The organism is Methylocystis rosea SV97 (assembly GCF_000372845.1).
Taxonomy (GTDB): domain Bacteria; phylum Pseudomonadota; class Alphaproteobacteria; order Rhizobiales; family Beijerinckiaceae; genus Methylocystis; species Methylocystis rosea.
In genome coordinates this window covers 1,056,944-1,082,165 of sequence record NZ_KB889963.1, presented here as the reverse complement: position 1 = coordinate 1,082,165, position 25,222 = coordinate 1,056,944, and the positions used below count along the sequence as shown (strand labels likewise).

Annotated in this window: 18 protein-coding genes; 2 read left to right on the top strand and 16 right to left on the bottom strand. The window is 60.8% G+C overall.

Annotated elements, in window-relative coordinates; translation table 11 throughout:
* Positions 1–144: 144 nt before the first annotated feature.
* Positions 145–1,101, top strand: coding sequence for an N-acetylmuramic acid 6-phosphate etherase (locus A3OO_RS0105795; protein WP_018406893.1), 957 nt, complete (start codon positions 145–147; stop codon positions 1,099–1,101).
* A gap of 37 nt (positions 1,102–1,138) precedes the next feature.
* Here the strand turns inward: A3OO_RS0105795 and A3OO_RS0105790 are convergent, their stop codons facing one another.
* On the bottom strand, positions 1,139–2,134 hold the full coding sequence (locus A3OO_RS0105790) for a glycoside hydrolase family 3 N-terminal domain-containing protein (RefSeq protein ID WP_018406892.1): 996 nt from the start codon (positions 2,132–2,134) through the stop codon (positions 1,139–1,141).
* Between the two features lie 128 nt (positions 2,135–2,262).
* Here A3OO_RS0105790 and A3OO_RS0105785 point away from each other — a divergent pair, with 128 nt between their 5' ends.
* Complete coding sequence (locus A3OO_RS0105785; protein ID WP_245257113.1) at positions 2,263–2,865, top strand: ParB-like protein; 603 nt, start codon at positions 2,263–2,265, stop codon at positions 2,863–2,865.
* Between the two features lie 72 nt (positions 2,866–2,937).
* Here the strand turns inward: A3OO_RS0105785 and A3OO_RS0105780 are convergent, their stop codons facing one another.
* The 15 genes from A3OO_RS0105780 to A3OO_RS0105705 form a co-directional block, all read right to left on the bottom strand.
* Positions 2,938–3,396: a Ros/MucR family transcriptional regulator gene (locus A3OO_RS0105780; protein ID WP_018406890.1), complete on the bottom strand. Its 459-nt coding sequence runs from the start codon at positions 3,394–3,396 to the stop codon at positions 2,938–2,940.
* Positions 3,397–3,808: 412 nt separating this feature from the next.
* Positions 3,809–3,946 (bottom strand): GCG_CRPN prefix-to-repeats domain-containing protein, encoded by a 138-nt coding sequence (locus A3OO_RS24770; RefSeq protein ID WP_425338973.1) that lies wholly within the window; start codon positions 3,944–3,946, stop codon positions 3,809–3,811.
* Positions 3,947–4,094: 148 nt separating this feature from the next.
* Complete coding sequence (locus tag A3OO_RS0105770) at positions 4,095–5,207, bottom strand: transporter substrate-binding domain-containing protein (protein ID WP_018406888.1); 1,113 nt, start codon at positions 5,205–5,207, stop codon at positions 4,095–4,097.
* 206 nt (positions 5,208–5,413) lie between these two features.
* Entirely contained in the window at positions 5,414–6,160 is a 747-nt protein-coding gene (gene dhbA, locus A3OO_RS0105760) for a 2,3-dihydro-2,3-dihydroxybenzoate dehydrogenase (RefSeq protein ID WP_018406886.1), read from the bottom strand.
* Between the two features lie 17 nt (positions 6,161–6,177).
* Positions 6,178–7,065: an isochorismatase family protein gene (locus A3OO_RS0105755; RefSeq protein ID WP_026222726.1), complete on the bottom strand. Its 888-nt coding sequence runs from the start codon at positions 7,063–7,065 to the stop codon at positions 6,178–6,180.
* Between the two features lie 19 nt (positions 7,066–7,084).
* On the bottom strand, positions 7,085–8,710 hold the full coding sequence (locus A3OO_RS0105750; protein ID WP_018406884.1) for a (2,3-dihydroxybenzoyl)adenylate synthase: 1,626 nt from the start codon (positions 8,708–8,710) through the stop codon (positions 7,085–7,087).
* Positions 8,701–9,891, bottom strand: a complete 1,191-nt coding sequence (locus A3OO_RS0105745; protein WP_018406883.1) for an isochorismate synthase — start codon at positions 9,889–9,891, stop codon at positions 8,701–8,703. Before A3OO_RS0105745 ends, A3OO_RS0105750 begins: the two co-directional genes overlap by 10 nt.
* A 68-nt stretch (positions 9,892–9,959) precedes the next feature.
* Positions 9,960–11,363: an enterobactin transporter EntS gene (gene entS, locus A3OO_RS0105740; RefSeq protein ID WP_018406882.1), complete on the bottom strand. Its 1,404-nt coding sequence runs from the start codon at positions 11,361–11,363 to the stop codon at positions 9,960–9,962.
* Between the two features lie 2 nt (positions 11,364–11,365).
* Positions 11,366–18,538, bottom strand: coding sequence for a non-ribosomal peptide synthetase (locus A3OO_RS0105735; protein ID WP_018406881.1), 7,173 nt, complete (start codon positions 18,536–18,538; stop codon positions 11,366–11,368).
* A 74-nt stretch (positions 18,539–18,612) separates the two neighbouring features.
* Positions 18,613–18,837: an MbtH family protein gene (locus A3OO_RS0105730; RefSeq protein WP_018406880.1), complete on the bottom strand. Its 225-nt coding sequence runs from the start codon at positions 18,835–18,837 to the stop codon at positions 18,613–18,615.
* Positions 18,838–18,841: 4 nt separating this feature from the next.
* Positions 18,842–20,206: an enterochelin esterase gene (gene fes, locus A3OO_RS0105725; protein ID WP_018406879.1), complete on the bottom strand. Its 1,365-nt coding sequence runs from the start codon at positions 20,204–20,206 to the stop codon at positions 18,842–18,844.
* Complete coding sequence (locus A3OO_RS0105720; RefSeq protein ID WP_040573651.1) at positions 20,203–21,804, bottom strand: PepSY-associated TM helix domain-containing protein; 1,602 nt, start codon at positions 21,802–21,804, stop codon at positions 20,203–20,205. Before A3OO_RS0105720 ends, fes begins: the two co-directional genes overlap by 4 nt.
* A 15-nt stretch (positions 21,805–21,819) precedes the next feature.
* Positions 21,820–22,104 (bottom strand): hypothetical protein, encoded by a 285-nt coding sequence (locus A3OO_RS0105715; protein WP_018406877.1) that lies wholly within the window; start codon positions 22,102–22,104, stop codon positions 21,820–21,822.
* Positions 22,101–22,388 (bottom strand): hypothetical protein, encoded by a 288-nt coding sequence (locus tag A3OO_RS0105710; RefSeq protein WP_018406876.1) that lies wholly within the window; start codon positions 22,386–22,388, stop codon positions 22,101–22,103. The genes A3OO_RS0105715 and A3OO_RS0105710 overlap by 4 nt, the downstream gene beginning before the upstream one ends.
* Positions 22,389–22,403: 15 nt before the next feature.
* Positions 22,404–24,569, bottom strand: a complete 2,166-nt coding sequence (locus A3OO_RS0105705) for a TonB-dependent receptor (protein WP_245257112.1) — start codon at positions 24,567–24,569, stop codon at positions 22,404–22,406.
* Between the last annotated feature and the right edge of the window lie 653 nt (positions 24,570–25,222).

The window sequence follows — 25,222 nt, the reverse complement described above, 5'->3', positions numbered from 1 at the left end:
AGAGATTGAGCCGGACGCGCGGGAAAGCAAGTTCCAGCGCAGCTCCCGCGTCGGAGCCGGCGTCATAAGATGGCTCATAGGAAGCTTCGCTTGAACTCTTCCCGCCATTTGGCCATATGCGGCTTATCACCTGGAATTGCGCCGATGTGCCCGACGGAGACCGAACGCCAAAGTCCGCGCTATGCCAAGATCGACGTCTGGGAACCGGCCGAGATCCTGGATTCCATGATCGAAGGGCAATTTTCCGCCGTCGCCGCCGTTCGCGCTGCGCGCCCTGCGATTGAGCGGGCGGCGCTTGCGATTGAGCGCCGGCTGCGCGGGCCCGGACGGCTCGTTTACGTCGGCGCCGGCACATCCGGCCGCTTGGCTGCTCAGGACGGGGCGGAGCTCATGCCGACCTTCGGCTGGCCGCAAGATCGACTTCTGCTCCTCATGGCGGGCGGACAGACCGCCCTGCTCCACGCTGTTGAAGGCGCCGAAGACCAGGACCATCAGGCGGTCGACCTCGTTCAACGGCATGAGATTGGGGCGTCTGATGTGACCATCGCGGTGGCCGCAAGCGGCACGACGCCTTTTACGCTCGCCTGTTTGCGCGAGGCGAAGAACAGAGGCTCCTTGACAATCGGCGTCTCGAACAATCGCGGGACGCCGCTTCTCCAGGAGGCCGATCATGCGATTTTCCTCGAAACCGGCGCCGAACCGATCGCCGGCTCGACGCGGATGAAGGCGGGCACCGCCCAGCGAATCACGCTTATCCTGCTGTCGTCTCTCGTCATGATCCTGCTCGGGCGCGTCTACGACGGCCTCATGGTGGATGTGCAGGCTTCGAACAAGAAACTGGTCCGACGGAGCGAAAAGATCCTGTCGCGGCTGACCGGCCGCGGCGACGAGGAGATCCAAGAGGCCTTGCAGCGTGCCGGCGGGAGCGTGAAGCTCGCCTTTCTGTTGCTGCAGGGCTACGGGCTCGCCAAGGCGGCGGCGGCGCTGGATCAGGCAGAGGGTCATTTGCGGCGCGCCATGAGCTTGATGGTCGAGCGGCCGAAGGCGGAGGACCTTCGAGAGACCCAGCCTTATATTCGGGAAGATGTGACGCACGAGTAGGGTTTAATCGCGCGCCAGTTTGCGGCGCGCTCCTGCTTCACCCAAATTTGAGCTTCCGTATTCGTTTGATGGACGCTTCGGCGTGAGCCCGCATGGACGCATCCTGCGCGCAGGCCGAGAGCAGCCGACGGGCGAATTCCGCCGCCTGGTCCTGCTCGTCCTTCATATTGTTGCCAATGAGGATGAAATCCGCGCCGGCGTGAACCGCCTTCACGGAGGCCTCGCCCGTCGACATCAGCTTTTGCACGCCCTGCATTTGCAGATCGTCGGTCAGGATGCATGCCTCCGGCGCCCAGGCGCGCATTTTATCCACGGCGACGGCCGAGAGGCAGACGGGAGCGCCTCTCTCCCACTGGTTCACGATGCCATGGCTGAACAGGACCATCGGCACGCGGGAGATCAGCTCCTTGAACACGTTGACTTGCGCGTCGGTGAGGCAATCGGAAAGATCCATGACATGGTCATGGGGGTTCACCTTGGCGCCGCCGGTGCCGGGGAAGTGCTTCAAGCAAAGTTTCAAATTCACCGAACCAGCGACTTCCGCCAGCGCCTCCACGCATGCCGCGACAACCTTCGGGTCGCTCGAGTAGCTGCGCTGGACCGACCCCACATCCGGGCTGTCGGGATTGATGTCGAGGTCGACGACCGGCGACAGGTTCACATCGATGCCGATCTGTCGCATCTGCGCATAGGAGGGGCGTAAAACGGCCCGCCGCTCCGAGGCTGTCAATCGCCCGAACTGGCGGGCGCTGGGCAGCGGGAGGAAGCCCCGCTCTTCCTTCAATCGGCGGACCTTGCCGCCTTCCTGATCGATAAAAATGAGGGGGCGCGAAGGGAGAGCGTGAAGACTCTCGCAAAGCTCCTGAAGCTGAGCGGGGCTATAGACATTCCGCTCGTATTTCTGATCGGTACAGTCGTAGTCGAAAAGAATGACCCCGCCCAAGCCGAAGTTACGGGCAAAATCCTGCAGCCAGCCAGGGATGAGCGGGTCACGAAAGCCCAAGATGAATAGTTCGCCGATCGGGAGATCCATGAGCGTAAAATGGTAATCGTGAGAGGACTGTCAAAGCGGTCGATGACGCCATCCTTCTCAAGGATGCGCGGATCGGACGAGGCACGTCAAAGTCGGCGTCAGAATGGTTGCCGAGAATGGATGCGGTCGTGAAAACTGTTTCAGTCAAGCTCGCACAGCTGCGACCGACCCAGATGGCGGTCGGATATGAGGAGGTCGGCGCCAAGCGCGCGAAGTGGCGAGCCTTGTCGGCCGGGGGAAAACTCGGCTTTCTCGCGTCTCACCCTTTTCCAGCGGTATTCGGGCCCGGCGCGCAATGTTTCCTGATTGACGGTCACCACATGGCGCTCGCGCTTCTTCAGGAGCGAGTCGACCTGGTTTCAGTGCGTCAGATCGACGATCTGTCCAATCTCGATGCAAATCAGTTCTTTTTGGCGCTACGGAAACGCGGCTTAATTTGCTCCAGCGGCGCGCCGCAGACCCTTTCGGCGTTGCCGCGCGCGCTCCAGGACTTGGCGGACGATCCATTCCGGAGCCTCATAGCCCGACTGCGCCGGGACTGCGGATGCCCGAAGGATCATGCGCCTTTCGCCGAGTTTCGCTGGGCCGATTTCCTGCGCGTCCATCTCAAACTCGATTTACATCGAGGTGACCCAGCCCTCGCGATCAAAGCAGCCAAAAAGCTGATTCGCGAGGCGTGGTGCAAAGACCCATGCGCCGAATGCCGCTGCACGAAAGAAGCGGTTTCATAGGAGCCGACGGACAGGTCGATCAGGAGCGCTCGGGACGGGGAATGCGTCTCAGATCACGCGCTCCCCCCCTGTTTAAGCGCTCGCCTTCGGCTTGCGCCCGCGCTTGGCCGGAGCAGCCTTGTCGCGGGATTGACCGAGCCCCATGCTCTTCGCCAGGTCCGAGCGCCGCGCCGCATAATTCGCCGCGACCATGGGATAGTCGGCGGGCAAGCCCCACTTGGCGCGATACTCCTCCGGCGTCATCCCCAGCGTCGCGAGATGCCGCTTGAGCGATTTGAACCGCTTGCCGTCATCCAGACAAATCAGATGGTCCGCCGTAACCGACTTGCGGATGGAGACGGCGGGCGTGGGTTGCTCGGCTGGCGAAGCCGGCGTCGCCGGCGCGCCCGTCGCGAGGCGGCGCAACGTCGCGTCCACGGACAAGATCAGAGCCGGAAGCTCCGAAACGGGAAGCGAATTGCGAGAGACGAAGGCCGCCACGATTTCGGCGGCGAGCTCTGTCGTATTCGGCTGATCTGTATTTGATGTCACGGAAAATCCTCAAAGCGGTCGTACCCGCCCTCGATACGCGGACATTGGCTCCGCGTCGATAGGCGCCTTGTTCTACTTGCGCCGCGAATACCGCGGCTCCGAACTCTGGGCGACGGGGTCTATCCGATCGTCGACCTGCTTACCCGATGTCACGCTAGGCTATAGGCGCTCGTCAGCGGAGTTGAGGCGTCTCCAGAGCTGCGGAGTCGCAGCGCAATCTCTTCCAAAATATGGAGCGCCAGCCAAAGGCCTCCTCCCAAAAAACTCAAAGCGCTAAAGGGCGCAGCAGCCAGCGCCCCTTAGAATTGATTCTTGAGAGCCCGTCTGAAAGTCGCCAACCAGGTCTCAAGTGTTTCACCTGGAAGAGTTGAGTCCTCGGGGTGCTTTGCATTGGCTAAAGAAGAGAGATCACTTACCGGCGATAGCGCCCAGTAGCCTGCCCGCCAGCCCGGCAACCGCCATATGGGCCACGGTGTCCGTAAACGCCACATCCCCCATAAGCTTTCTCGATCGGAGCCTGAACCGCAGCATTTACCGAGGCTGCCGGCATGGCGTTCGATGCTGTAGACGCTAAAGCAAAACCAAGACCAAGTGTAGCCACAGTCACCAAAATCCGAAAGTGTGCCATAAGTTCTCCTGTAGTTATCGGCGACACGCTATCTCTTAATTCGCAATTGCGCCACGCGTTTCGCGCGCTCTCAGCCGCCAAGATATTTTTTTCGTAAACGGTCTATCAGGCCGGTCTCCCAGGCGAGCATCACCTGTTTCGAGAGCTTCAGACGGATTGGGCTCCCAGACTTCAGAGCGAACCCATACTTTTCGTGTCTTACGACCTTGCCTACGGCGATCACGGGTAAATCGGGATGCTGATGTAGGTGATAAACGAGGGAAGGCTGGTCGCCGACGATCGCATCCACGCGATTTTCCGCTAGCGCCTTGACGAGAGCGCCGAGGGTGCTGAATCCCCGGCCGGACAGTCCCGCCTTCGTGACATACATGTTCGCTACGCTCCCGCTGAGCGTGCCAACAATCTTGCCTTTAAGATCCGTTAAATCCTCGATCCTGCCTTTGTCTGCGACCCACATGCGCCGTTCCAGAGAGTTTACAGTCATGACGCTGGTGATCGACGACGTTATGTAAGCCACAACGCCCGCGCCCATGACGAGCCAGATACCAGCGATCATCGTCCCGTAACTTCCGAACACCAGCTTGTGATTTGTTTTCCCCGAGGTCAGCACCGAGAGGACGTGATAAAAACTTTCGGAAAAGCCCTGTTTCCACTCCGTCGGAAACTCGGGGTCCAGGCGCCTGTCCAGCGCCGTAAGGAGAAAAGAAGCGACGATCACGCCGAGCCCCATCCAAAGATACACTCTAAGATGGCCATTCTCCTCAAGCTGCTCGAAGAAACTCCAGAAACCAGCCGGGGGCGCTTGATGAATCATCATCTGCAAGCCCGCATCGAACCAGGGCTGGGAAAAATCCATTCGCTCCATCCGCTCGGCGTTTATCGTCAACTCGGTGACCGCAACGTCGGATTTTCCCGTGGTTACTGAATCGAGAAGCTCTTGGAGGGTTGATGCTTCCCGATATTCGTAATCCAAGCCCATGCGTTTGGCGCTCTCCTCCCACAGGTCGATCGCAAATCCAGTAAATCCCTGGTCAGTCTTCATTACGAACGGAGGACTTTCCAACACCACAACCTGCATCTTTTTCGCCGGAGGGGCGCTGGTTTCCGGGCATGCGGGCGTGGACACAACGATGGCCAAAGAGGCTAAGGTCGCGGACAGTAATAGCTTGATTTTGGTCATCATTCCGGCCGGAGGCTGGCTCTCTGAAGCTTGAGTGTCGCGTCGCGCTTGGGGATTTATAGCTTGTCGAAGCGGTCTCGCCAAAGACCAACGCCCGAGGCGCAGATGTCGGTTCTGCGCCCGCCCTGCCTCGGCCGCGGGACGGGAATGACGGCGGGCGGACGCCCGGCGGGCATGTTCGCGCCCCGGCGGCGCGCTTCGATCAGCCGTTAAGCTGCAAGCGTCGCGCCGCCGTCAACGACAAGATCCTGAAGCGTGATGTGGCTGGCGAGATCCGACGCAAGAAATACGACGGCGCTTGCGATCTCCTCTGGAGCGGCGATCTTTCCCAGCGGAATTCCCAGTTTGAACGATTCAAGGTCTCCGGCGATCACTTGCTGCTCTGCGTCTGCCGAACGCCACATGGACCGCTGCATGGCGGTGTCAGTGGAGCCAGGGGAAACAAGATTGCACCTCACGCCATAAGGCGCGAGCTCCAAGCCCACGCAGTGCGTCAGGCTGGTCAGCGCCGCCTTCGAGGCGCAATAGGCGCTCATCAGCATGCGCGGCGTATGCGCGGCGTTGGAGCCGACGCTGACGATGGCGCCCGAGCGCTGCCGTTTGAACTGCGGGATGGTCTGCTGAAACAGGTGGAAGGGGCCGGACGCGTTGACGTCCATACACGCGGCCCAATCATCAAGGCTCAGCTCTTCCGCCAAACCAAGACGCAGCACGCCCGCGGCGCTGACCAACACATCCAATCTCGGACGCTCTTTCAGCAAGGCTCGGCAGGTCTCTTGTACCTGATCGCGCGCGCTGACGTCGAGGCGCATTGTCGCGAAAGGATAGCTCGAGGCCGCAAACGTCTTGTCCAGCCCGACAACGTCGGCGCCGAGCGCGGCGAATTGGGCGGCTGTCTCATAGCCAATTCCCTGGCCGGCGCCCGTGACCCAGATCCGCTTTCCTGAAAAATCCATGCGCACCCGCCGAGACGTCACGCGGAGACGACAGCGGCGAGCCGGCGATCGATGATGTCCCACCAGCCATTCAAGGTCGGCTTTTTCGCCAACTCGTCAAAACCCACATTTATGCCGAGCTTGCGCCATTCCGTGACCAGCATCATGACTCGCACCGAGTCGAGGCCGTAATCGATAAGGTTTTCGTCGGGGTCGAATTCTGATTCCTCGACGTCGAGCGCCGACAAGAGCTGCTTCTTGAGGTCTTCTCTGGTCAGCGGCGCAGAATGCGTGTTTCGCGCGGCGAGCACGTCATCGACGCCGACCACCATGCCGCAGCGTCCGGCGACATAATTCAAAGTCATGAGATGATCGTCGAGGGAGAAATCGCCGATAGCGTCGGCGATCATAAAAGGCTTAATGTCATGCATGAAGGCGTCGAGCGCCGTCGTCAGACAACCGATGTGGCCGTAGACGCCGCAGATCGCGAGTTGATCTCTGCCCATGTCCTTCATCATCTCGGCCAGGGACGAACGCTTGAAGGCGCTGTAGCGCCACTTCGTCAGCACGGTCTCCCCTGCATCCGGCAATAGAGGCTCAACAATTTTGCGTCTGTGCGGTTGGGCGTTCAGACCAGATCCCCACATATCATTCAGCAATCCGCGATCTTCGTGGCTCTGTTCAATGGGCTGAGCCGTATAGATCACCGGGGCGCCGTGGGCCCTGAAAAAGGCGCGCAGCCTTCGAATATTTGAGATGAGCTGATCGACGAGTGGACTTTCCTCGCCGTAGAAGCCGACGAAATAGTCTTGCATGTCGTGGATCAGCAGCGCCGCGCGCTCGGGCGCAAAACTCCAATTGACTTTGTTTATTCGGAAGGAGTCCGGGCCCGGCATTGCGTAGGATGCAAGGGACTGTATGGCCATGGTCAATTCCTGTTTGCGTTTAGGCGTTGAGCTTTGCCTGGATGTCGTCGCGCAGCGTTTGCTTGTCGACCTTCCCAAAGGCGGTAAGCGGCATTTGATCGACGAACTCAAAACGGTCAGGGACTTTGAATTCAGCGACACCCTGGCTGCGAAGGTGCTTGCGCAAGGCGATCGGCCTTAGCGCCGCGTCGCTCGTGACAATGTAAGCGCAACTTTTCTCCCCCATAACGGCGTCAGGCATGGAAATAAGAGCCGCGTGGACCACAGCTTCGTGCTGAAGCAGCACATTCTCGATCTCTTCAGCGGGAATCTTCTCGCCGCCCCGGTTGATCTGATCCTTCTTGCGGCCCTCGACTTTCACATCGCCGTCCGCCGTCATCACGACGAGATCGCCTGTGCGATAGAAACCATCTTCATCGAAAGCGCGGGCGTTGTATTCGGGACAGCGATAGTACCCCCGGATCGTGTAGGGACCGCGAGTCAGCAGCTCTCCGACTTCGCCCGCGGCGACCTCTTCGCCATCTGCATCGACGACTTTCAGCTCATCATCGGGACTCATCGGCCGGCCTTGAGTCGTGAAAATGCGCTCGGGCGCATCATCGAGACGCGTGTAGTTGACGAGCCCCTCCGCCATGCCGAAAACCTGCTGCAGCCGACAGCCGAATACGGCGACAATTCGGCGGGCGACCGTTTCGCTCAGTCGCGCGCCGCCGACCTGCATCACTGTGAGATTCGGCGCTTGGCGAGAGTCGTTGGCGGCGGCCGCGTCAAGCCATAACGTAGCGATTGTCGGAACGATGGCCGTGAAGTTCACCTTGTGACGGCGAATGAGATCGAAGCAGAGATCCGCGCTCGGATTTCGCGCCATCACCACTGTTCCGCCGACGTGAAAGACGCCGAGCGCGCCGGGCGAACTGAGCGGATAATTATGCGGCGCGGGTAGCGCGCACAGGTAGCGGCTCTCCGCCGTCAGACCGCAGATTTCCGCACTTCTCCGGACGCTGTAGAAGTAATCGTCATGGGTGCGTGGAATGAGCTTGGGAACGCCGGTGCTGCCTCCCGACAATTGGAAAAACGCCACCTGATCGGCCGCAGACGGGCGCGGTTCGTCCTCCGCGCCGTCTGAGTCACATTCCCACAGCGACTCAAGGTTTTCAGCATATCCAGTACGTCCGTGGATCGCGATGACGCTTAACGCCGGCGCGAAGCTCCGCAAGCCTGTGACATAGACGCCATCCGCGAAGAGACGATGTTCGGCGGACGCGATGAGAAGCCTGGGCTGAAGCTGCTGCGCATAGGCCGTCATCTCCTGCCTATCGTGGCTGAACAGCGCATTGACCGGCGCCACTCCCATTTTGAGCAGCGCAAAAAAGACGATGTAAAACTCGGCGACGTTGGGAAGTTGAACGAGCGCCGTATCGCCCTGCTCTATTCCGCGCCGCATGAGGCTAGACGCAAGTCGCGAGGACTTAGCGTCCAACTCAGCGTAAGTGAGATGTCGCTCGCCGCAAATGAGCGCGGCCGCGTCAGGATGAGGATGGCAGGCGCGCTGCAAAATCTGGGTCAGCGGCTCGCCGCGCCAATAACCCTTGTCGCGGTATCTGCGGGCGAAGGCGTCGGGCCAGGGCGTGAACTCTATCGGCATGCGGGGCGCTCCCCCGTTTCTATTCCGAAGGCGCGCAGCATCGTGCCTAACTTGGCTTCAGTTTCCGCCCATTCGGATTCTGGATCAGAAGCTTCGACGATACCGGCGCCGGCAAAGAGTCGGATGGCTTTGTCGTGAACCGTTCCGCACCTTATCGCCACCGCCCATTCGCCATTACCCTCTGAATCGCACCATCCGACGGCGCCGCTGAAAACGCCGCGGTCGAATGGCTCGAGGGCGCCAATCAACGACCGCGACTCAGCGGTTGGATAGCCGCAGACCGCTGGCGTCGGATGCAGACGGCAAGCAAGTTGAAGCGCCGAGGTGTGGTGGTTCGCCAGCTCGCCGGTGATCAATGTCGAGAGATGCCACATCGTCGACGTGTTCATGAGCGCTGGCTCAGTGGGCGTCGTTAGAGCTTTGCATACGGGCTCCAGCGCTTCCTGTATTTCATCCACAACAAGCCTGTGCTCGAAATTGTCCTTGTTCGACTGCAACAGCTTGCGGCTCGCCAGCCGATCCTCTTCCGGGTCCGATCTGCGTTTGGCCGAACCGGCCAAGGGATTGGAGCGAATGGCGGCGCCGTCCTTTCGGATCAGGAGCTCAGGACTTGCGCCAAGCAATATCGCCCCATCGCCCAAAGGCGCCTTGAAATGATAGCCGCTGGGATTTTGCTTCACCAAGGCGTTCAAGATCGCTGTGACGTCGACCGGTCGCGCGAGTTCGATTTCAAGGATGCGGGATAGAACCGCTTTCGACATTTTACCGGCGCGAAAGCTTGTGATAGCGCGCGTGACGGCGTCTTTGAATGCGTCCTTGTCGGGGAGGCTACGCATGCCGAGCACCGTGGGCGCCCGCTCCAAGCCTGGCTCCTCGACCATCAGCGACTCTCTTGCGAAATCCGTATAACTCATCGGCACGAACAATGAGCAGGGCTGCCTTATGTCGAAAGGAATGGCGCCCGCAACGATGGGATTCGCCTGTCCGGCCTGCCGCGCCCGATTGATTGCGCCCTGCACGGCCGTCTGCAGGAAACTGTCCGAATGCGCCGCGCCGCACGCCGAAAGGCAAATTCTCTCGGCAACGCCGAATGCCTTGATGCTTCGGTGCGGCGAAGTGAACACAAAGCTGGGATTGGCTTCAATGGTCGAAGCTGAAGGAGCAAGATTAATCGCATTCATGTCGCACCTCTATCGCTATCGATTTCGTTCTTCATCAAAAAGCGTCGTTTACATGCGCGGCGTGCACATCAAGCTTTCTCGGTCTTCGAGAGTTGAGGCTGCGGCCGTTCGCTCGTTTCGGCGCTCGTCGAAGGCAAATCCTCGCTCCTCTTTGACGAGGCGAGACGAAGGGAACGAAATCCGATCGCCATCGCCCCGCTCGAAAGAAGCGCGACAAGGCTGAAAATGAGAATGGCTGACGTCAGCGGAAAAACACGAGTCAGGCCTCCAAGCGCAAGCGCGCCAAAGGCGTCGCCGGTGACCGCCTGGGCGGCCCATAGACCATTGACCCGGCCCAACAAATGTTCCGGCGTGTGGCGTTGGACAAGAGTGAACTGCAGAAGCGATGCGATCGAGCTCAAATAGCCAAAGCCCGCGAGCGCCACAAAGGCGACGACAGGATCGCTGATAAATCCGAGCGACCCGAGCGCGACGAAAGCCGCCGCGCCGCTTGCGAACAGTAGCGCTCCGGAACGCGCAAAGCCGCCGAGCCAACCGCCCGTTAAGGCGGCCGCCGTCGCACCAAGCGGCGCAGCGGCATACATCATCCCCACCGCCGACGGCCCGACGCGGTATACGTCCTCGGCAAGCGCCGGCAAGAGAATGCGAACGCCGCCGCCGAGACTAACAAGCGCGCCCACTGCGACGACGGCGCCGACGAGCCTGTTAACGAAAAGATAGCCTACGCCGGCCCCAAGCGCACGTAGGGGGTGCTGCGGTTCGCGTCTGGCGGGAGGCATCGGCGGAAGCCGCATGAGCTGAGCGACGGTCAGCAGCGCGCCGATCGCGGCTGCGAGATAATTCCAGCCCACGCCGAAAGACGCAATCACCAGCCCGCCGATCGCCGGAGAGAGGATTCCGCCCATGCGGACCGTCAGCATGTTGAACTGGCCGGCAGCGCCAAGATTTTCGCGGCCGACGAGAAAAGGCGTGGCGGCGAGCAGCGCAGTAACGCCAAGCGCGCTGAAAAATCCGTCCCACAACGCCAACGCATAGATCGCCAGCACTGATGGCGACGAGCTGAAGCCATTGACGGCGAGCGCGGCGAAGCCAATGCCGCACACCGACCGCGCAAAAAGGATGAGCTTGCGTCTATCCCACCGATCGGCGAGCACCCCGCCCGCCAACAGCCCGGCGAAGGCGCCGCCGCCGCCGAGCGCCATGGATATTCCGACCTGCATAGGCGAGCCGGTCAATTCCTGGATTTGAACTGGGACCGCCACTGTCAGCATGCCCAGCGAAAACACCGACAGGGTTCGCGCAATGACGACGGTGCGAAATGCTGCATTGTCGCGCAGCAGGCTGAGGTCCAACAGCAGAGTAGATTTGTTCTTGACGACGGCGCCCGCCGGATCACGAGATGAACCCGACGACACGGCATGGCCTTCGTTGCGTGTCTTTTGCGACGCTTCTGCGGAGGGCTGAGTGTCCATCCCTAGCTCCTCGCCTCTATGTCGCGCAGCAAGTCGTTGAGGATTGGCCCCAAAGCCTGCAGGGAGCGCGGAGAGACTATGTCCGTGTGGGCGCAGTCCAGGTCGACGACGTTGAGCTGGCCCACATAGGGACGCCAGGTCTCCTGGACGTCCATTCCCGGCGGCAAGGTCCGCCTCGCTACGAATAGCGTTGCCGCTCCGGGATAGCGCGCCGTCCTCGCCGTGGAGAGTAGACGCACTGAATCTTCATAGTTCTTCATGATGTTGCCGAACATCTCGGCCTTTTCCTTCGCCAGGGCCGAGTCGAGAGCGTCTTTGGAGGCGTTCATGAACAGCGCGCGCTCCGTCTCGATCTCGCGCTCTTCGTCTTCCGTCGGCGGTCTGCTCCAGTCCTGGATTTCTGGCGGATAGGTGTCGAGAAGTCCGAGAAAGTCGACCACGTCGCCTTCTTCGACGAGTCGCACAGCAATCGCCTGCGCCACCACGCCGCCAAGCGAATAGCCGAGCAGCCGGTAAGGCCCACGAGGCTGAATTCTGCGGATCGTTTCGAGATGTCTCTTGCAGACCTCATCCATCGTATCGCAGACGGCGATGACTCCGTTCGGCCGCGGCGACTGGAGGCCGATCACGGGGCAGTCGCTTTGGAGATAGCGGGTGAGGACGCTGAACTGCCACGAAAAGCCGGAAGCTGGATGAATGCAGATCAGCGGCGCATCGGCGCCCGAGCGCAGATGCAGAACTTCGCCGAAGCCCGCCTTGCGCTCTTCGCCCGCTTGTTCGTCGAAAAGCGCGCGCGCAAGCCGCTCAACGCTCGAATTGACGATGACTTCGCCGACGGAGACAGGCGTCTTGAATTCCGTCTCCAACGCCGCGGCGAGCTGCATGGCGAGCAAGGAATGTCCGCCGAGTGCAAAGAAGTCGTCGTCGGCGTTGACCGCATCGACGCCGAGAACGCGCGCGAATATTTCTGCAAGAGTCGTCTCAATTCCCGGAAGCGGCTTGCGGCCTTGGCGAGGAAGCGCGCTTCCCGGCGCCGGCAACGCCTTCCTGTCCAGTTTGCCGCTGGCGTTCAGCGGAAATTCCTTCAGGCAGACGACAGCCGTCGGAGTCATATGGCCGGGGAGACGACGTAAAAGCGCGCCGCGCAACGCCTCGCCGTCGAGTTCCGCATCCATTGATGGAACGACATAGCCGATCAGTTGACGCTCATCGGCGCCGCCGCCGACGCGTTCGCCCGTCGCTCTTGCTATGACCGCGGCCTGCGCGACGCCGGGTTGCTCCAGCAGCACGCTTTCGATTTCGCCGAGTTCGATCCGTTGACCGCGGATCTTGATCTGGTCGTCGCCTCGACCAAGGTATTCGACGGTTCCGTTCGCGAGCCAGCGGACGATATCGCCTGTGCGATACATTCTCTCGCCGTCCGCAAAAGGATCGGCGACGAAACGACTGGCCGTGAGCGACGGGCGGCCGAGGTAACCATCGGCAAGTTGGACGCCAGAAAGATAAAGTTCGCCAGCGACTCCGACCGGCGTCGGCCGCAGCCAACCGTCGAGAACCCGCAAGGCTGTGTTCCACACAGGTCTCCCGATGGGAACGCTGGCCGCCTCAGCAGCGTCTTCTGCGCCTACTCCGCAGGCCTGTTGATAGGTGACGTCGACAGCGGCCTCTGTCGGACCGTAGAGATTATGCAGCGGCGCGCTGAACAGTGTCTCGTATGACCGCACCAATTCCTTTGACAGCGCTTCGCCGCTGCAGAAGACGAGACGCAAACTGCTGGAGTCCGCCGCATGGCCGGACTCGGATTTGGCCGTCGCGACGAAGGTCGCGAGCATTGACGGAACGAAATGGATCACGCTGACCCGGTGGTCCTCAATGAGCCGAAGCAGCTCGCGTGGATCGCGATGCGCTTCGGGCGGCGCGACGACGAGACGCGCGCCCGTTATCAGCGGCCAAAAGAACTCCCATACCGATACATCGAAGCTGCTTGGCGTCTTCTGCAAAATGACGTCGTCGGCGCTCAATCGGTACTCGTGCTGCATCCAGCGCAAACGATTGACGATGGCTTTGTGGGAGACCGTCACGCCCTTAGGCCGACCGGTCGAGCCAGAGGTATAGATGACATAGGCCGCATCTTCGGGGCTTGGGGAACGGGCCTCGGTCTTCACCGCGTCTTCGTTCGGACCATCCAACAGCTCATCATAGACGAGCGATGCGCCCAATCGCTCGAAGCGATCCTGCAGCTCAGACGTGGTGACGATGAGGCGAGGTCGGGCGTCCTGCACCATGTACGCAAGACGTTCTTCCGGATAGCTGGTGTCGAGCGGCAGATAGGCGGCGCCCGCTTCTTGCGCGGCAATCAGCGCGATGACGAGTCGAACAGAACGCGGCAGCGCAATCGCGACGATGTCGCCGGCCGTGACGCCGGTGGCCACGAAGTTGCGTCCGAGCGCCGTCACTTGCCGCCGAACCTCGCGGTAGGACAGCGCATGCTCGCCGTCGACCAGCGCTATGGAGTCCGGCGTGCACTGCGCCTGATCCGCCAGCAGTTCGCACAGGGTGCTCGGATGATTCGCCACCTTCGTCGTGTTGACGCGCGCGAGCAGATCACGCTCGTCGGTGAGCAAAACGTGCATCGCAGAGAGCGGCGCGTCGGGTCGGTCGACGATCTGTTCGAGCAGTTTCGTCACACGGCGGGCAATGCGCTCCGGCTCCTTGACGCCTTCGCGATATTCGAGCCGCAGCTCCAGTTCGCGGCCCGGCAGAACCATCAGCGTCAAAGGATAATGCGTATAGCCGCGATTGCGGGCGCCGACGCATCGCAGACCGCCGAAGTCCGCCGCGAACAGATTCGTGTCTTCCGGATAATTCTCCACCACGAGCAATGTGTCGAACAGGTTTGAAACGCCGCACAGCCTTTGGATTTCACCAAGCCCAACGCCGTCATGCTCCAGCAGGCGAATTTGTCGTTGCTGGACATTGGCAAGCTGCTCGAGCAGCGGCTGATCCGGGCGCAGCCGCAAGCGGACCGGCAGCGTGTTGGTGAAAAGTCCGATGTGGGATTCGACGCCTTCGATCGCCTCGGAACGGCCCGACATTGGCGACCCGAAGACGACGTCGTTGCGGCCCGTCATTGTTGCAAGGAAAGCGCCCCATACGCCCTGCATCAACGTGTTGAGCGTCAGCCCGCGGCTGCGGCGCAGCGCCTCGAGCTCTTCCAGGAATCCGGGCCGAAGATTAAGCGGCAGCTCATGAATAGCGTCCAAGCGCTTCGTGTCTTCAAACAGCAATGTCGGCGCAACGCCCTGCAGCGCCTCTCGCCAGGCGAGACGCGCCGGGACCGGGTCACGGCTGGCGAGGCGACGCACGACCGTTTGATAATCGGGAGTGAGAGGCGGCAGCGCATGACCCGCATAGGCGCCGAGCAGCTCTCGCAGCATGATCGTTGAAGACCAGCCGTCGCCGATCAAATGATGCGAGCAGATGAGCAGTACATGCCTGTCGGCGGCAAGGCGCACGAGCGTCGCCTGCGCCATCATCCGCTCCTGCGCCTCCACCCCAAGAAACTCTTGATCGAGCTCCGCCCGCTCGAGACGATCGAGTTCGGCGAACTGCTGCTCTTCATCGCATGCGTCGAGATTGCAACGCTTCCACGGCCAGTGACGTAGACTGGAACCCTCATCGAGCAGCGGAAGGATTTGCAGCGCCGCGCCCTCTTGAACGTCGAAGATGGCGGCCAGCTGGGGGTGACGGCGGAGCAGCGTCTCCAGCGCATCCTTGAGCCTTTCGACATCAAGCGGCCCTTCGAAATCAAAGCGGGAGATAGCGTTGTAACGGCTGGCTTGCTCGCCGAGCCGGGCGTGGAACAGCAGTCCTTCTTGTAACGGCAAGGCAGGCAACACGGCGGCGATTGGGCCGTAACGCTCCCGCAACGCGTCTAGCTCTGACTCGCTGATTTCGTTGGTCTCAAGAGTTTCGGCGGGCGCCACGTCAGACTTCGACTCGAGCGCCTTCGCCATACGCGCGACGCTGCGGCACTCGAAGATGTCTCGCGGCCGCAACAAGGCGCCGCGCCGACGCAGCGCCGCACAAAGGCTTATCGCGGAAATACTGTCGCCGCCGAGAAAGAAGAAGTCGTCATCGGCGCCGACGTGGTCCACGCGCAAGATGCCCGCGATAAGTTCGGCCAGCATTGCTTCGGGTCCAGGAAGCGGCTGACGACTTTCTGATTGAGCCGCTTCGGACGGATCGGGCAAAGCCTTCCGATCGAGCTTGCCGTTGGCGCTCAGTGGAAATTCTTCCAAAACCACGATCGCAACAGGCGTCATATAGGCAGGAAGGCGCGTGCTCAGCGCCGCGCGCAGCGCGTCGCCGTAGAGTTCGCCGCCACGCGTCGCGGGCGTGACATAGCCGATGAGCTGTCGAGCGTCAGAAGCAAGCGCCGACGCATGCCCGCAGCCGAAAATGCGCGCGATAACCGCCGCTCGCCCAACGCCCGGCTGATCCCGCAGAGCGCTTTCGATCTCGCCGAGCTCGATTCGCTGGCCGCGAATCTTAAGCTGATCGTCCCTACGACCGAGATAATCGACCGTTCCGTCAGGCAGCCAGCGCGCGATGTCGCCGGTGCGATACATGCGCTCGCCATCGGCTTCGGGGTCGGCGACGAACCGGCTTGCGGTCAGCGAAGCGCGGCGCCAATAGCCCTGCGCAAGCTGCGACCCCGCCAGATAGAGATCGCCGGCGACGCCGATCGGCGCGGGGCGCAAGCGCGCGTCCAATATGCGCAAGCCCGTGTTCCACAAAGGGCGCCCGATCGGCACGCCCGGTCCCCGCGCCGACGCGAGCGCCTGTCCGAATGCAGGTTGATAGGTCACCTCGACCGTCGCTTCTGTCGGTCCATAAACATTATGCAGAGGGGCGTGAAAAAGCATCTCGAAAGCTTCAGCGAGTTCCTTCGACAGGGCCTCGCCAATACAGAACACTGCGCGCACGCTCACAGCGTCACGCGCGGCGTTCGCCGTCGCCCGAACGCCGGCGACAAAGGCGGCAAGCAGCGACGGCACGAAATTCATCGTCGTGACCTGATAGTCGCGGATGACCTGCAGCAGGGCTTCGGGATCACGGTCCACGTCTTCCGGCGCCATCACGAGACGCGCGCCGCATGTCAGGGGCCAGAAGAACTCGCCGACCGAGACATCGAAGCTGCAGGGCGTCTTCTGCAGAACCACGTCGTCGGCGTTTAGCGAATATTCGTCTTGAAGCCAGCAAAGGAGATTGACGACCGCACCGTGAGAGACAACGACGCCCTTCGGCTTTCCGGTGCTGCCTGACGTGTAGATGATATAGGCGGGGTGGCCCAGCGTGAGCGTCGTCTTTGGCGCTGAGGGATGTTCTTCGACACCGGGCGCAAGCTCATCGAAGATCAGAACCGGTCCCATACTTTCGAACCGGCTACGCAGAGTCTCGGTGGTGATGATCACGCGCGGCGCTGCGTCCTCGGCCATATAAGCCAGTCGCTCGTCGGGATAATTGATGTCGAGGGGCAGGTAGGCGGCGCCCGTTTCAAGCACCGCCATGATCGCAAGACTTAAGTGAACAGTCCGGGGAAGCGCGATCGCGACATGATCCTCGGCGATTACCCCCGCATCTGCAAGCATCTGCGCAAATCGAGAGACCTGGCGCCGAACCTCTCGATAAGTCAACGTGTGGTCTGCATCAACGAGCGCTATAGCGTCTGGCGTCTTTGCCGCCTGGGCGGCCAGCATGTCGCATAATGTCAGTCGTGGAACATCTTTCGCCGTGTCGTTCGCCGACCCGATCAGCGCGCGCTCGCCTTCGGTCAGGAGCGGCGCCGCGCCGATTGCGAGCTTGGGATCTTCCGCGAGGCGCTCCACGAGACAGGCGAGCCTCTCCGCGTGCAGTTCCAGATCCTGCTCGTCGTAGCGATCGCAATTCGCGACGAGATCAATCGTCAACCTGCCGTCGTCGACATAAAGATCGACTTCCATGTCTTCGACCGGCCCCGACGCCAGCTGATGCGTCACGCCCGCGACGCCATGGAAATCGAGCCGATAATCGAACATCTTGAGATTGAGCATCGGCCCGTAGAGAGAGCGATCCGAGCCGACCAGCCCGAGATCTCGCCGCAGCTGTTCGGCTTCGTACCGTTGGCGTCGGCGCACCGCCTTCAATTCCGAGGCAAGCGCTGTCGCCGCCTCCGACAGCACCATCGATGGCGCCACGCTCAGCTGTACAGGCAGGACGTTGACGACAGGACCTGCGGCGAAGAGCGCGATGGATCCCATGCGTCGCATGAAGGGCATGCCGACGGTCAACCGCGTCGCGCCGCTCATCCGATGCAGATATGCGAAGACGGCCGCCATCGCCATTTCGACGCCGGAGACGCGAACTGCGGCGCCTTGCGTCTCGAACGCTGTCATAACATCTGGCGGAAGAGATATTCTCCGCCGCAGCGCCAACGACACATCCGTAGCCTGAGAGGCCTTCGCGCTCGGCTGCGACAATGCGATCGGAGTGGGCAGTTTTTTGGCGTGGTCCAACCAAAACAACCGGTCTGCTTCCTGCGCCTTCGAGCCCTCATAGGACTGGTATTCTTCGACGACCTCGGCGAAGGAGGTGAAAGGCGAATCCCCTAAAGGCTTGCCGCGCCTTAGCGCCGTGTAAATATCGGCTATGCGCCGCGCGATGGCGGTAAAGCTGAAGCCGTCGACCATCAAATGGTGGTATCGCTGATACCAGAACCAACGCTCGCCATTCGATGTTTCACCGAGACGAATCAGCGCGTGCCGATAGAGCAACGCGTCGCCATCCAGTGGCAGATCCGCCGCCAGATCGGCGCGCATGAAGGCAAGCGCTGCAGCCTCCGGATCGGGTTCTACGCTGACGTCAACGACATCCGGATCAGGCGACTCTCCAGCGTTTCGGCGTTGAGGAATGATTTGCGAGAGCCGGCCCTCGGACTCGATAAATCGGGCGTGAATTGTATCGGCCTCGGAAAGTCCGATGCGAATGGCGAGGCGTAGAGATTCAAGATCGACGTCGCCATTTAGCTCCACATATTGCGCAACAATGAAGGCGTTTCGCGTCGGCGAAACCTGATCGCCCATCCAGATGCCGGGCTGCGCGGCAATGAGCGGGAGTTCAAGCGCGATCGGCAAGGAAGGTCGCAAAGGCGGAGCCAGAAGCACTTGTCGTTCCCCTCAAAAGATAGGCTGTTTACGAAATCATTCGATCAGCGCGGACGGGAAGCCTCACGAAGAGATTTCGGGCGCATGTCCGTCCAATGCTCATCGACAAATTTTACGCAGTCGCTGCGATCGCTCGGACCGAAGAGTCGTCGCCAGCCCGCGGGCTCCGGGGCGAATGTTGGCCAGAGACTGTGTTGTCCCTGGGAATTCACCAGAACGAGAAACGTAAGGCTTTCGTCGTCGAATGGATTTGCCTGCGCGTCGTTCACACATTCACTCCGTCGCGTTTGTAATGGCCAGTCTTGAAGCGTCCGAGCGAGACGCCGTAACGCCCGTGGGCGCTGCACGATGGTCGGCGAGCAGAAGAGACAGTCCGTCGATCAATCCGCCGCGCCAGCAGAGCGGATCGTGCCCGCCCGAATAGACGCGATAGTGGGCGTCGTGCCCTGCGTCGATGAGAGTCCGGTGAACGCGGTCGCTGGCGACGCGAATGACTTTCTCAAAGCTTCCAGCCTCAAGAAAGACGCGAAGACGGGAAACGTCGCTCTTGCTGCTCTCGATCAAATCCGCGACGACATCTCGCGCATGGCTGCGCGTGTCAGGAACGTGCGGGCGTAGCTCCTCCCCCCCATAACTTCCCGGCCACCAAAACGAGCCAGACTGGCTGAGCACGCAACCGAAGCATTCTGGCGCGCGAAGTCCTGCGAAAAGCGCCGCGAGTCCGCCAAAGCTCTGTCCCGCTATGACGGTCTTGCTCGGATCGTGGCCGCACGGCGCGACGCTAGCCACGATTGGCAAAAGCTCCTGCTGAACGGCCTCTAGAAAGGCTTCGTCACACGCGAGTTCACGACGACGCATGTTTGCGTTGAGCGAGTCGATGAGCACATAGACGCTGGGCGGGAGCAAGTCGGCTTGTGTGGCATGATCCAAGGCCGAGAAGACCGGCATGGCTTCGGCCCAATATTGGCCGTCCAGGAGCACGACGAGAGGAAGCTTTCCTCCTTTAGGCGTCGCGCCAGTGCGATAAATCCAAACACGGCGACTGTTACGCAGCTGAGCGCTGTTCCATTCCATTTGATGCAGGCGACTTTGATCGGCTGCTGCGCGGTTTTTACGGTCGACGTCTCGCCACGCCGTTTGGAATGGCGCTTGCGGAAGATGCGCCGCGGATAACGGCTGTCCGCTCAGACCGACATAGCCAAGGTTGGGGTTCAACGGATCGGTCCGCGCGAACTTCAGCGCCGAGCGCCACCACTCTCTAAGTGTGATCTCGCCGTCAGCGCCGCGGGCGCCATGGAGATGGTTGTCATCGAGAGGAATGAAGCAGTAGCTTCCGCGCCATTCAGCCTCTACCTCGAAGGACCAATGCCAGACATCCGTTCCGGCGATCCGCTCTAAAGAGGCGGGCTCATTGCTATGATGATCAGTGACTGAGCAGATATCGATATAAACGGATAGAGTCCTTGAGGCCGTCGCATCGCCTTCGGGGTCTCGCCACAAGAACAATACGCGCGCCCGGTCCCCGCCTATCGCCTGGACAACTGGGCAGCCTTCGATGGCGATCCGACGCCACCAGCGATCGGAGCCCACGTCTTGGCCGAAGCGCGCTTCCAACAATTGCTCGCAGGGCGTCGTCATCGCGTCGCCTCCTGTAATTGCCGGTGTGACGCCGCCCAGACGCTGTCGGCGGGCCCATATTCCACGCGATGAGCTGCAGAGCGCGCCATCCAGACGAAACATAAGGCGGCGGAAAGCGCGACGAGGTCGACGCCGAGCGCGGCCATGCTCGCCGAACCTTGCATGCCGAGCGCAGGCGACGCCCAACTGAACAGTGAGGTGAAAGGAATTGCAGCGGCGGCTATCGCGGCAAGCCAGAGAAGTTCAACGCTGGCCGCGGCCGCTCCCCTGAGAAACGACCAAAGCACGCTCGCAAGGAACACGGCGTAATAAACGCCATTGTGCCACACATCGATGTTCGCGACGCGGCCGTTCAACCATTTCGCCGCCACGATCGTGATGGAGATCGCGCAGATCGCGCCGAGACAAACGCCGACCGTCGCGGCGGACATCAGCCGCGTCGATGTCTTCTGATTTACGGGCCCGCCGTTTCGCCGTTCAGTTCGCCGGCGAGACTCAATCCAAAGCAAATTGCCGGAATAGAAAAGGAAGGCGCCCGCGATGCCGAGAAGGAAGTAGCAGACGCGCACGATATCGCCGCCGAAGGTAGCGAAATGCAGGGCGAAGAACGTCGCCACGACGCCCGTCCAAGTTCCCTCTCTGCCCGGCAGATAGTCCGTGTTGGCGATCTCGCCGGTAACCGGACTGATGACCGCAAACCCCTTTCCTCGCGTCATATAGCGGGCGTCATAACCCCAAACCTGAACCGAGGCGCCGCGAAGTCCAGCGTTTCGGTAACGCATCTCGGCGGGGACGAAACTCGGCGACGCCGCCTTCACCCGCTCAAGGAGCGTGTTGACGGGCAGCATCGGCGCGGGTCGCTCGTCCTTTTTGATCGAGTTGAAGGGGTTGCTCGCGGCCATGACTGACTTCAGACGGCCGTCATAGACGACGTAGTCGAGCGCGTCGTACAGGGGTTCGTGCAGGCAGAAAACGACCGCGCTCAGCGCGATGACGATGTGGAACGGCAGGCTGACGACGCCCACGACATTATGCGCGTCGAGCCACATGCGTTTGAGATTGGCGCCGATTCGCAGCGCGAAGAGATCCTTAACGAGCGAAGGCAGAACGATGATCAAGCCCGACACAAGCGCGACGGCATAGACGGCGCTCACGACGCCCATGATGGTCTCGCCGATGTCATTGGCGCCTGGAATGCCCGCGGTTCGGTGAATGTTGTCGACAAAGTCGGCAAGACTCGAGCGATATGACTGCGCCAGGCGCAAGTCACCTCCGGAAGAAAGTTCCGCCGACCATGGCGTCCTGTCGTCCTTGCCTTTTCGCCATGTGAGGCGCGCCCAAAGATCTTCGGTATCGGTCAGATAAAGTGTGAATTCCTTCGCGGCGTCAGGACGAACGGCAAGCGTGTGCGCGATCAATTCATCCGATCGGGCAAGAGCGGTGAGGCGGACTGGAGCGGGGGATGAAACCCAGCGCGCGAGGGGCTCGGCGAACACCGTGATGGAGCCGGCGTAGAAGGCGATGAACATAAACATCCCGGCGGTGATGCCTGTCCAAGTATGAACAACCTTATAGAGTCGAACAACGTCGCTGCGCATCGTGCGTTGTCCCAATTAGCGAAGGAAAGAGCGGCAGGCGAATAGGCCGGCGTATGCCAGTAGATTTACGCCACCCAGCCAGAGCCAGGCGCGCATACCGCTCGAAAAGAAGAAACACAGACTCAGCGTCGTCAGCCAGATCGGCGCGATAAGCCACATCACGAGCTGAAATTTATTCGGAGTTGCGAGTCCGCCGGGAGTGAGCCACGCAAAGAGACCCGCAAGCCCGATCGCGAGGCTGAAGCCTAGAATGGCGCCGGCCGAGGTTTTGCTGACCCAATCGCGTCGGATCTGACTCATAGCGCGTTCCTGATGAAGGTTCGCAGCGCTCCTAGGGCTGGGAAGACGATGAACAGAAGCATGATAAAAACGAGCGCCGCGAAAATCGCGGTCGAAAGCTGAACCACCTGACTCCACAGAAACGCGCCGAGAAGCAGCAGCGCCGCGCCAGCGAGGCCGCTCCACAACCCAGGCAGCGGCCGCGACAGCCAGCGCTGATTCTGCGCGCCGAGATAGAGGCTGGCGGCGCCCGCCGCGATGGCCGCGCAGGCCGCGAATTGAATAGCTGCGGGCGAGAGGATCATCGTCCGCTCCTATCCTTAGAAGTTGAAGGTCGCCGACAGAAGGACGGTGCGCGGCGCATCGAGCGTGGCGAAACCGTCGTTAAACGCTCCAGACCAGTAGCTGTGGTTGAACAGATTGTTCACATTCGCCCGCAGCGTCATGTCTGTGCCGTAGATCTTCGTAGTGTAGCGAGCGCCTGCGTCGAAGCGCGCCCATTCAGGAATTCGGTAATAGTTCAACGAGTCGACATAGAGGGCGCTCGTATAGATGACGCGGCCTTCCACGGTCACCCCGACCAGATAGGGAAGGTCCCATTCGCCATAAAAGTTCGCCTGCCATCTTGGTATGCCGAAGGCGTTCTTTCCGGTGGTCTTTCCGTCAGCGCTCTGCGTGATGACGCCGACCATATAGGTGACGCCGCCCAGCACGCGGACGCCGGGAATCGGCTCGCCGAAGACGTTCCACTCTATGCCCTGGTTGCGCTGCCGGACCGGCTTGTAACTGAGCAGGCCTCCGCTCGTCACGGTCGAAAGAGTGGGTTGCGTAATCTCGTAGAAGCTCAGCGTGTTCGCAAGAATGCCCAAATCCAGCTTCGCGCCAGTCTCGATCTGCTTGGAGACAAAGGGCGGAAACGACTCGTTGAAATTGGTTGCGAGCGGATTGGTGACTCGCAACCCCTGACTGAGGCCCTCGATATAGTTGGCGTAAAGCGACAGCCGATTGTCGAAAGGCTTCACGATCAACGCATAGGCCGGCGAGAGACGATGGCTATCATAGGAGTTGGTCTCCAAGCCGGTATTGGCTTGATAGGTCTTGGTCATCACGCGCTGACTGCGAAGCCCGCCGATAAACTGGATACGATCGTCGAACGCGGAAATAGTGTCGGCGAAGGCGAGGCTGGCGAGATAGTTCTCTCCGGTCTTTCGCGGATCGGTCTCGAAATACGGCCGACTGGGATTGAACGCCGTGTTCGGAACGACCGCCGGCGGCGGCGCCTGAGGCGGCACGACGGGCAGATAAATGTTCGATCTGTATGACCCGCTGAAGCCGAACTCCGAACTTTGGCTTAATTTCAGTGCCGAAGCGCTCAGCACGAATTGATGGCGCAGCGGGCCTGTGTCCAACTGGCCACGAATGCCGCCCTGCGTCGACAGCGTATTGGTGTAGCCGCGCAGATTGACGATTCGTGGTCCAGTAAAGTTACCGAGGAGATTGACGCTGGGGGCCTGGGTTCCATTGGTGAAGCCGAAGTTCCGGCTGTCCAAAAACCCGATCCCGGCGAAAACGGTGACATTTTCTGCAATATCGAGTTCGCCGCGCGCCATGACCGCCGCGTTCTCGAAGCGGGCGTTCGTACCGACAAACAGATTCTTGCTTGCGCTTGGCGCAGCCGCCGCTCCAATGCCAGTGAAGCTCGCGAAGAATGCGCTGCCGTTCTTGAAGATTTCCTGGCTGTGATAGGCGTCTATCGACAGCCTGACGCGCTCTTCGCGGAAATCGAGCGCCAGCGCATTCAGGCCACGCACTTTCCACTGCTCGTCGAGCGCCGTCCCGCCGCTGCGATAAACGCCGTTGTAGCGAACGCCGAACTGGTTATGGTCGCCACCGCGTCGCCCGACGTCGATATGCGTGCCGAACTGAGAACTAGATGTGTAATCCGTGCTGACGCTTGTGATTGGCGCGTCGCTGGCATGTTTGGTGACGAGATTGATCGAGCCGCCGACCGCGCCGAAGGGCGCCATCCCGTTGAGCAGCGCGCCCGGACCCTTGAGCACTTCGACGCGCTCCAGGAATTCGGTCGGCACATGGCCGTCGGGCGCGAGACCATACATGCCATTGAGCGCGAGCTCGCTGCCTAGCACGGGGAAGCCGCGAATTCTGAAATTCTCGCGAACGTGCCCCGCCGACGTTGCCATGCGGACCGACGGATCATTCTCCAGGACCTGCTGCAAGGTGCGCGCCTGCTGGTTCTCGATCAGCGCCGACGTGTAGCTCGTCATATTGAACGGCGTATCCATGAAATCGCGATTGCCGAGCATGCCGAGCCGTGCGCCGCGAGCGACCTCGCCTCCGGCATAGGCGGGCGGAAGATTGCCGATTTCGCCCGTCGGCGGAGACGGCGCGACGCCGCTTGCGCCGGAGAGCAGCGGAGGCCCGACCTGCGGGGCGGCGGACGTGGCGCCGCGCGAAGTCGAAGCCACATGCGGTCTCGGGCCGCTCGGATGAACGCTGCTTGCCCGTGCGCTCGATGCGACGGGACGTTGCGTTTGTTGCCGCGGTTTGGCTTGCGGCTTATCGCGCGGGGCGTCCACGGTCACCGGAGGCAATGTTTGCGAGGCGTTCTGCGCCGAAGCCGATGCGATTTCGAGCGCGATCACAACCGGCGCGCCGAAACTACATACAAGCCGGGATTTTTTCCCGATCTCCCAAGACTCGAGGCAGGAAAATATGGAATGCTTCTTATTCATTCTTCCGCCTCTACTATTATGCAGCGCGACGCCTTGCGTTGTATGCTGCACATAGCGCGTATATATTTTTTTCGTCAATTATGTAGTCGTGATTTCGGAAGCCTTTTAAGTACCATGTGACATAAGTACCATATATTACTTGTATTTATTCTCATTCCAAAGTAGATAGTACTTTGTTGCTTAAGTTGTAAACAAAACGGCTCGCACGCAGTCACCGTGCAGCGCCGAAGCCAACAGAATTCGATCACGCAGCGGAACGGCCCGAGGGGATCGCAAGGGTGCTGGTCTTAGTTGCGTCCGACCTTGCAGACACATCGAGCTTCAGATCGCGTAGTTGGGCGCAACGCTTGCAGCGAATCGTGATTCACCCGGCGGGCGCTTTCGCC

Bases quoted from the DNA above. Each gene is read 5' to 3' on its own strand.
- A3OO_RS0105795 (WP_018406893.1), top strand. From the start codon at position 145: ATGTGCCCGACGGAGACCGAACGCCAAAGTCCGCGCTATGCCAAGATC.
- A3OO_RS0105790 (WP_018406892.1), bottom strand. From the start codon at position 2,134: ATGGATCTCCCGATCGGCGAACTATTCATCTTGGGCTTTCGTGACCCG.
- A3OO_RS24770 (WP_425338973.1), bottom strand. From the start codon at position 3,946: ATGCCGGCAGCCTCGGTAAATGCTGCGGTTCAGGCTCCGATCGAGAAA.
- A3OO_RS0105770 (WP_018406888.1), bottom strand. From the start codon at position 5,207: ATGATGACCAAAATCAAGCTATTACTGTCCGCGACCTTAGCCTCTTTG.
- dhbA (WP_018406886.1), bottom strand. From the start codon at position 6,160: ATGGATTTTTCAGGAAAGCGGATCTGGGTCACGGGCGCCGGCCAGGGA.
- A3OO_RS0105755 (WP_026222726.1), bottom strand. From the start codon at position 7,065: ATGGCCATACAGTCCCTTGCATCCTACGCAATGCCGGGCCCGGACTCC.
- A3OO_RS0105750 (WP_018406884.1), bottom strand. From the start codon at position 8,710: ATGCCGATAGAGTTCACGCCCTGGCCCGACGCCTTCGCCCGCAGATAC.
- A3OO_RS0105745 (WP_018406883.1), bottom strand. From the start codon at position 9,891: ATGAATGCGATTAATCTTGCTCCTTCAGCTTCGACCATTGAAGCCAAT.
- entS (WP_018406882.1), bottom strand. From the start codon at position 11,363: ATGGACACTCAGCCCTCCGCAGAAGCGTCGCAAAAGACACGCAACGAA.
- fes (WP_018406879.1), bottom strand. From the start codon at position 20,206: ATGACGACGCCCTGCGAGCAATTGTTGGAAGCGCGCTTCGGCCAAGAC.
- A3OO_RS0105720 (WP_040573651.1), bottom strand. From the start codon at position 21,804: ATGCGCAGCGACGTTGTTCGACTCTATAAGGTTGTTCATACTTGGACA.
- A3OO_RS0105715 (WP_018406877.1), bottom strand. From the start codon at position 22,104: ATGAGTCAGATCCGACGCGATTGGGTCAGCAAAACCTCGGCCGGCGCC.
- A3OO_RS0105710 (WP_018406876.1), bottom strand. From the start codon at position 22,388: ATGATCCTCTCGCCCGCAGCTATTCAATTCGCGGCCTGCGCGGCCATC.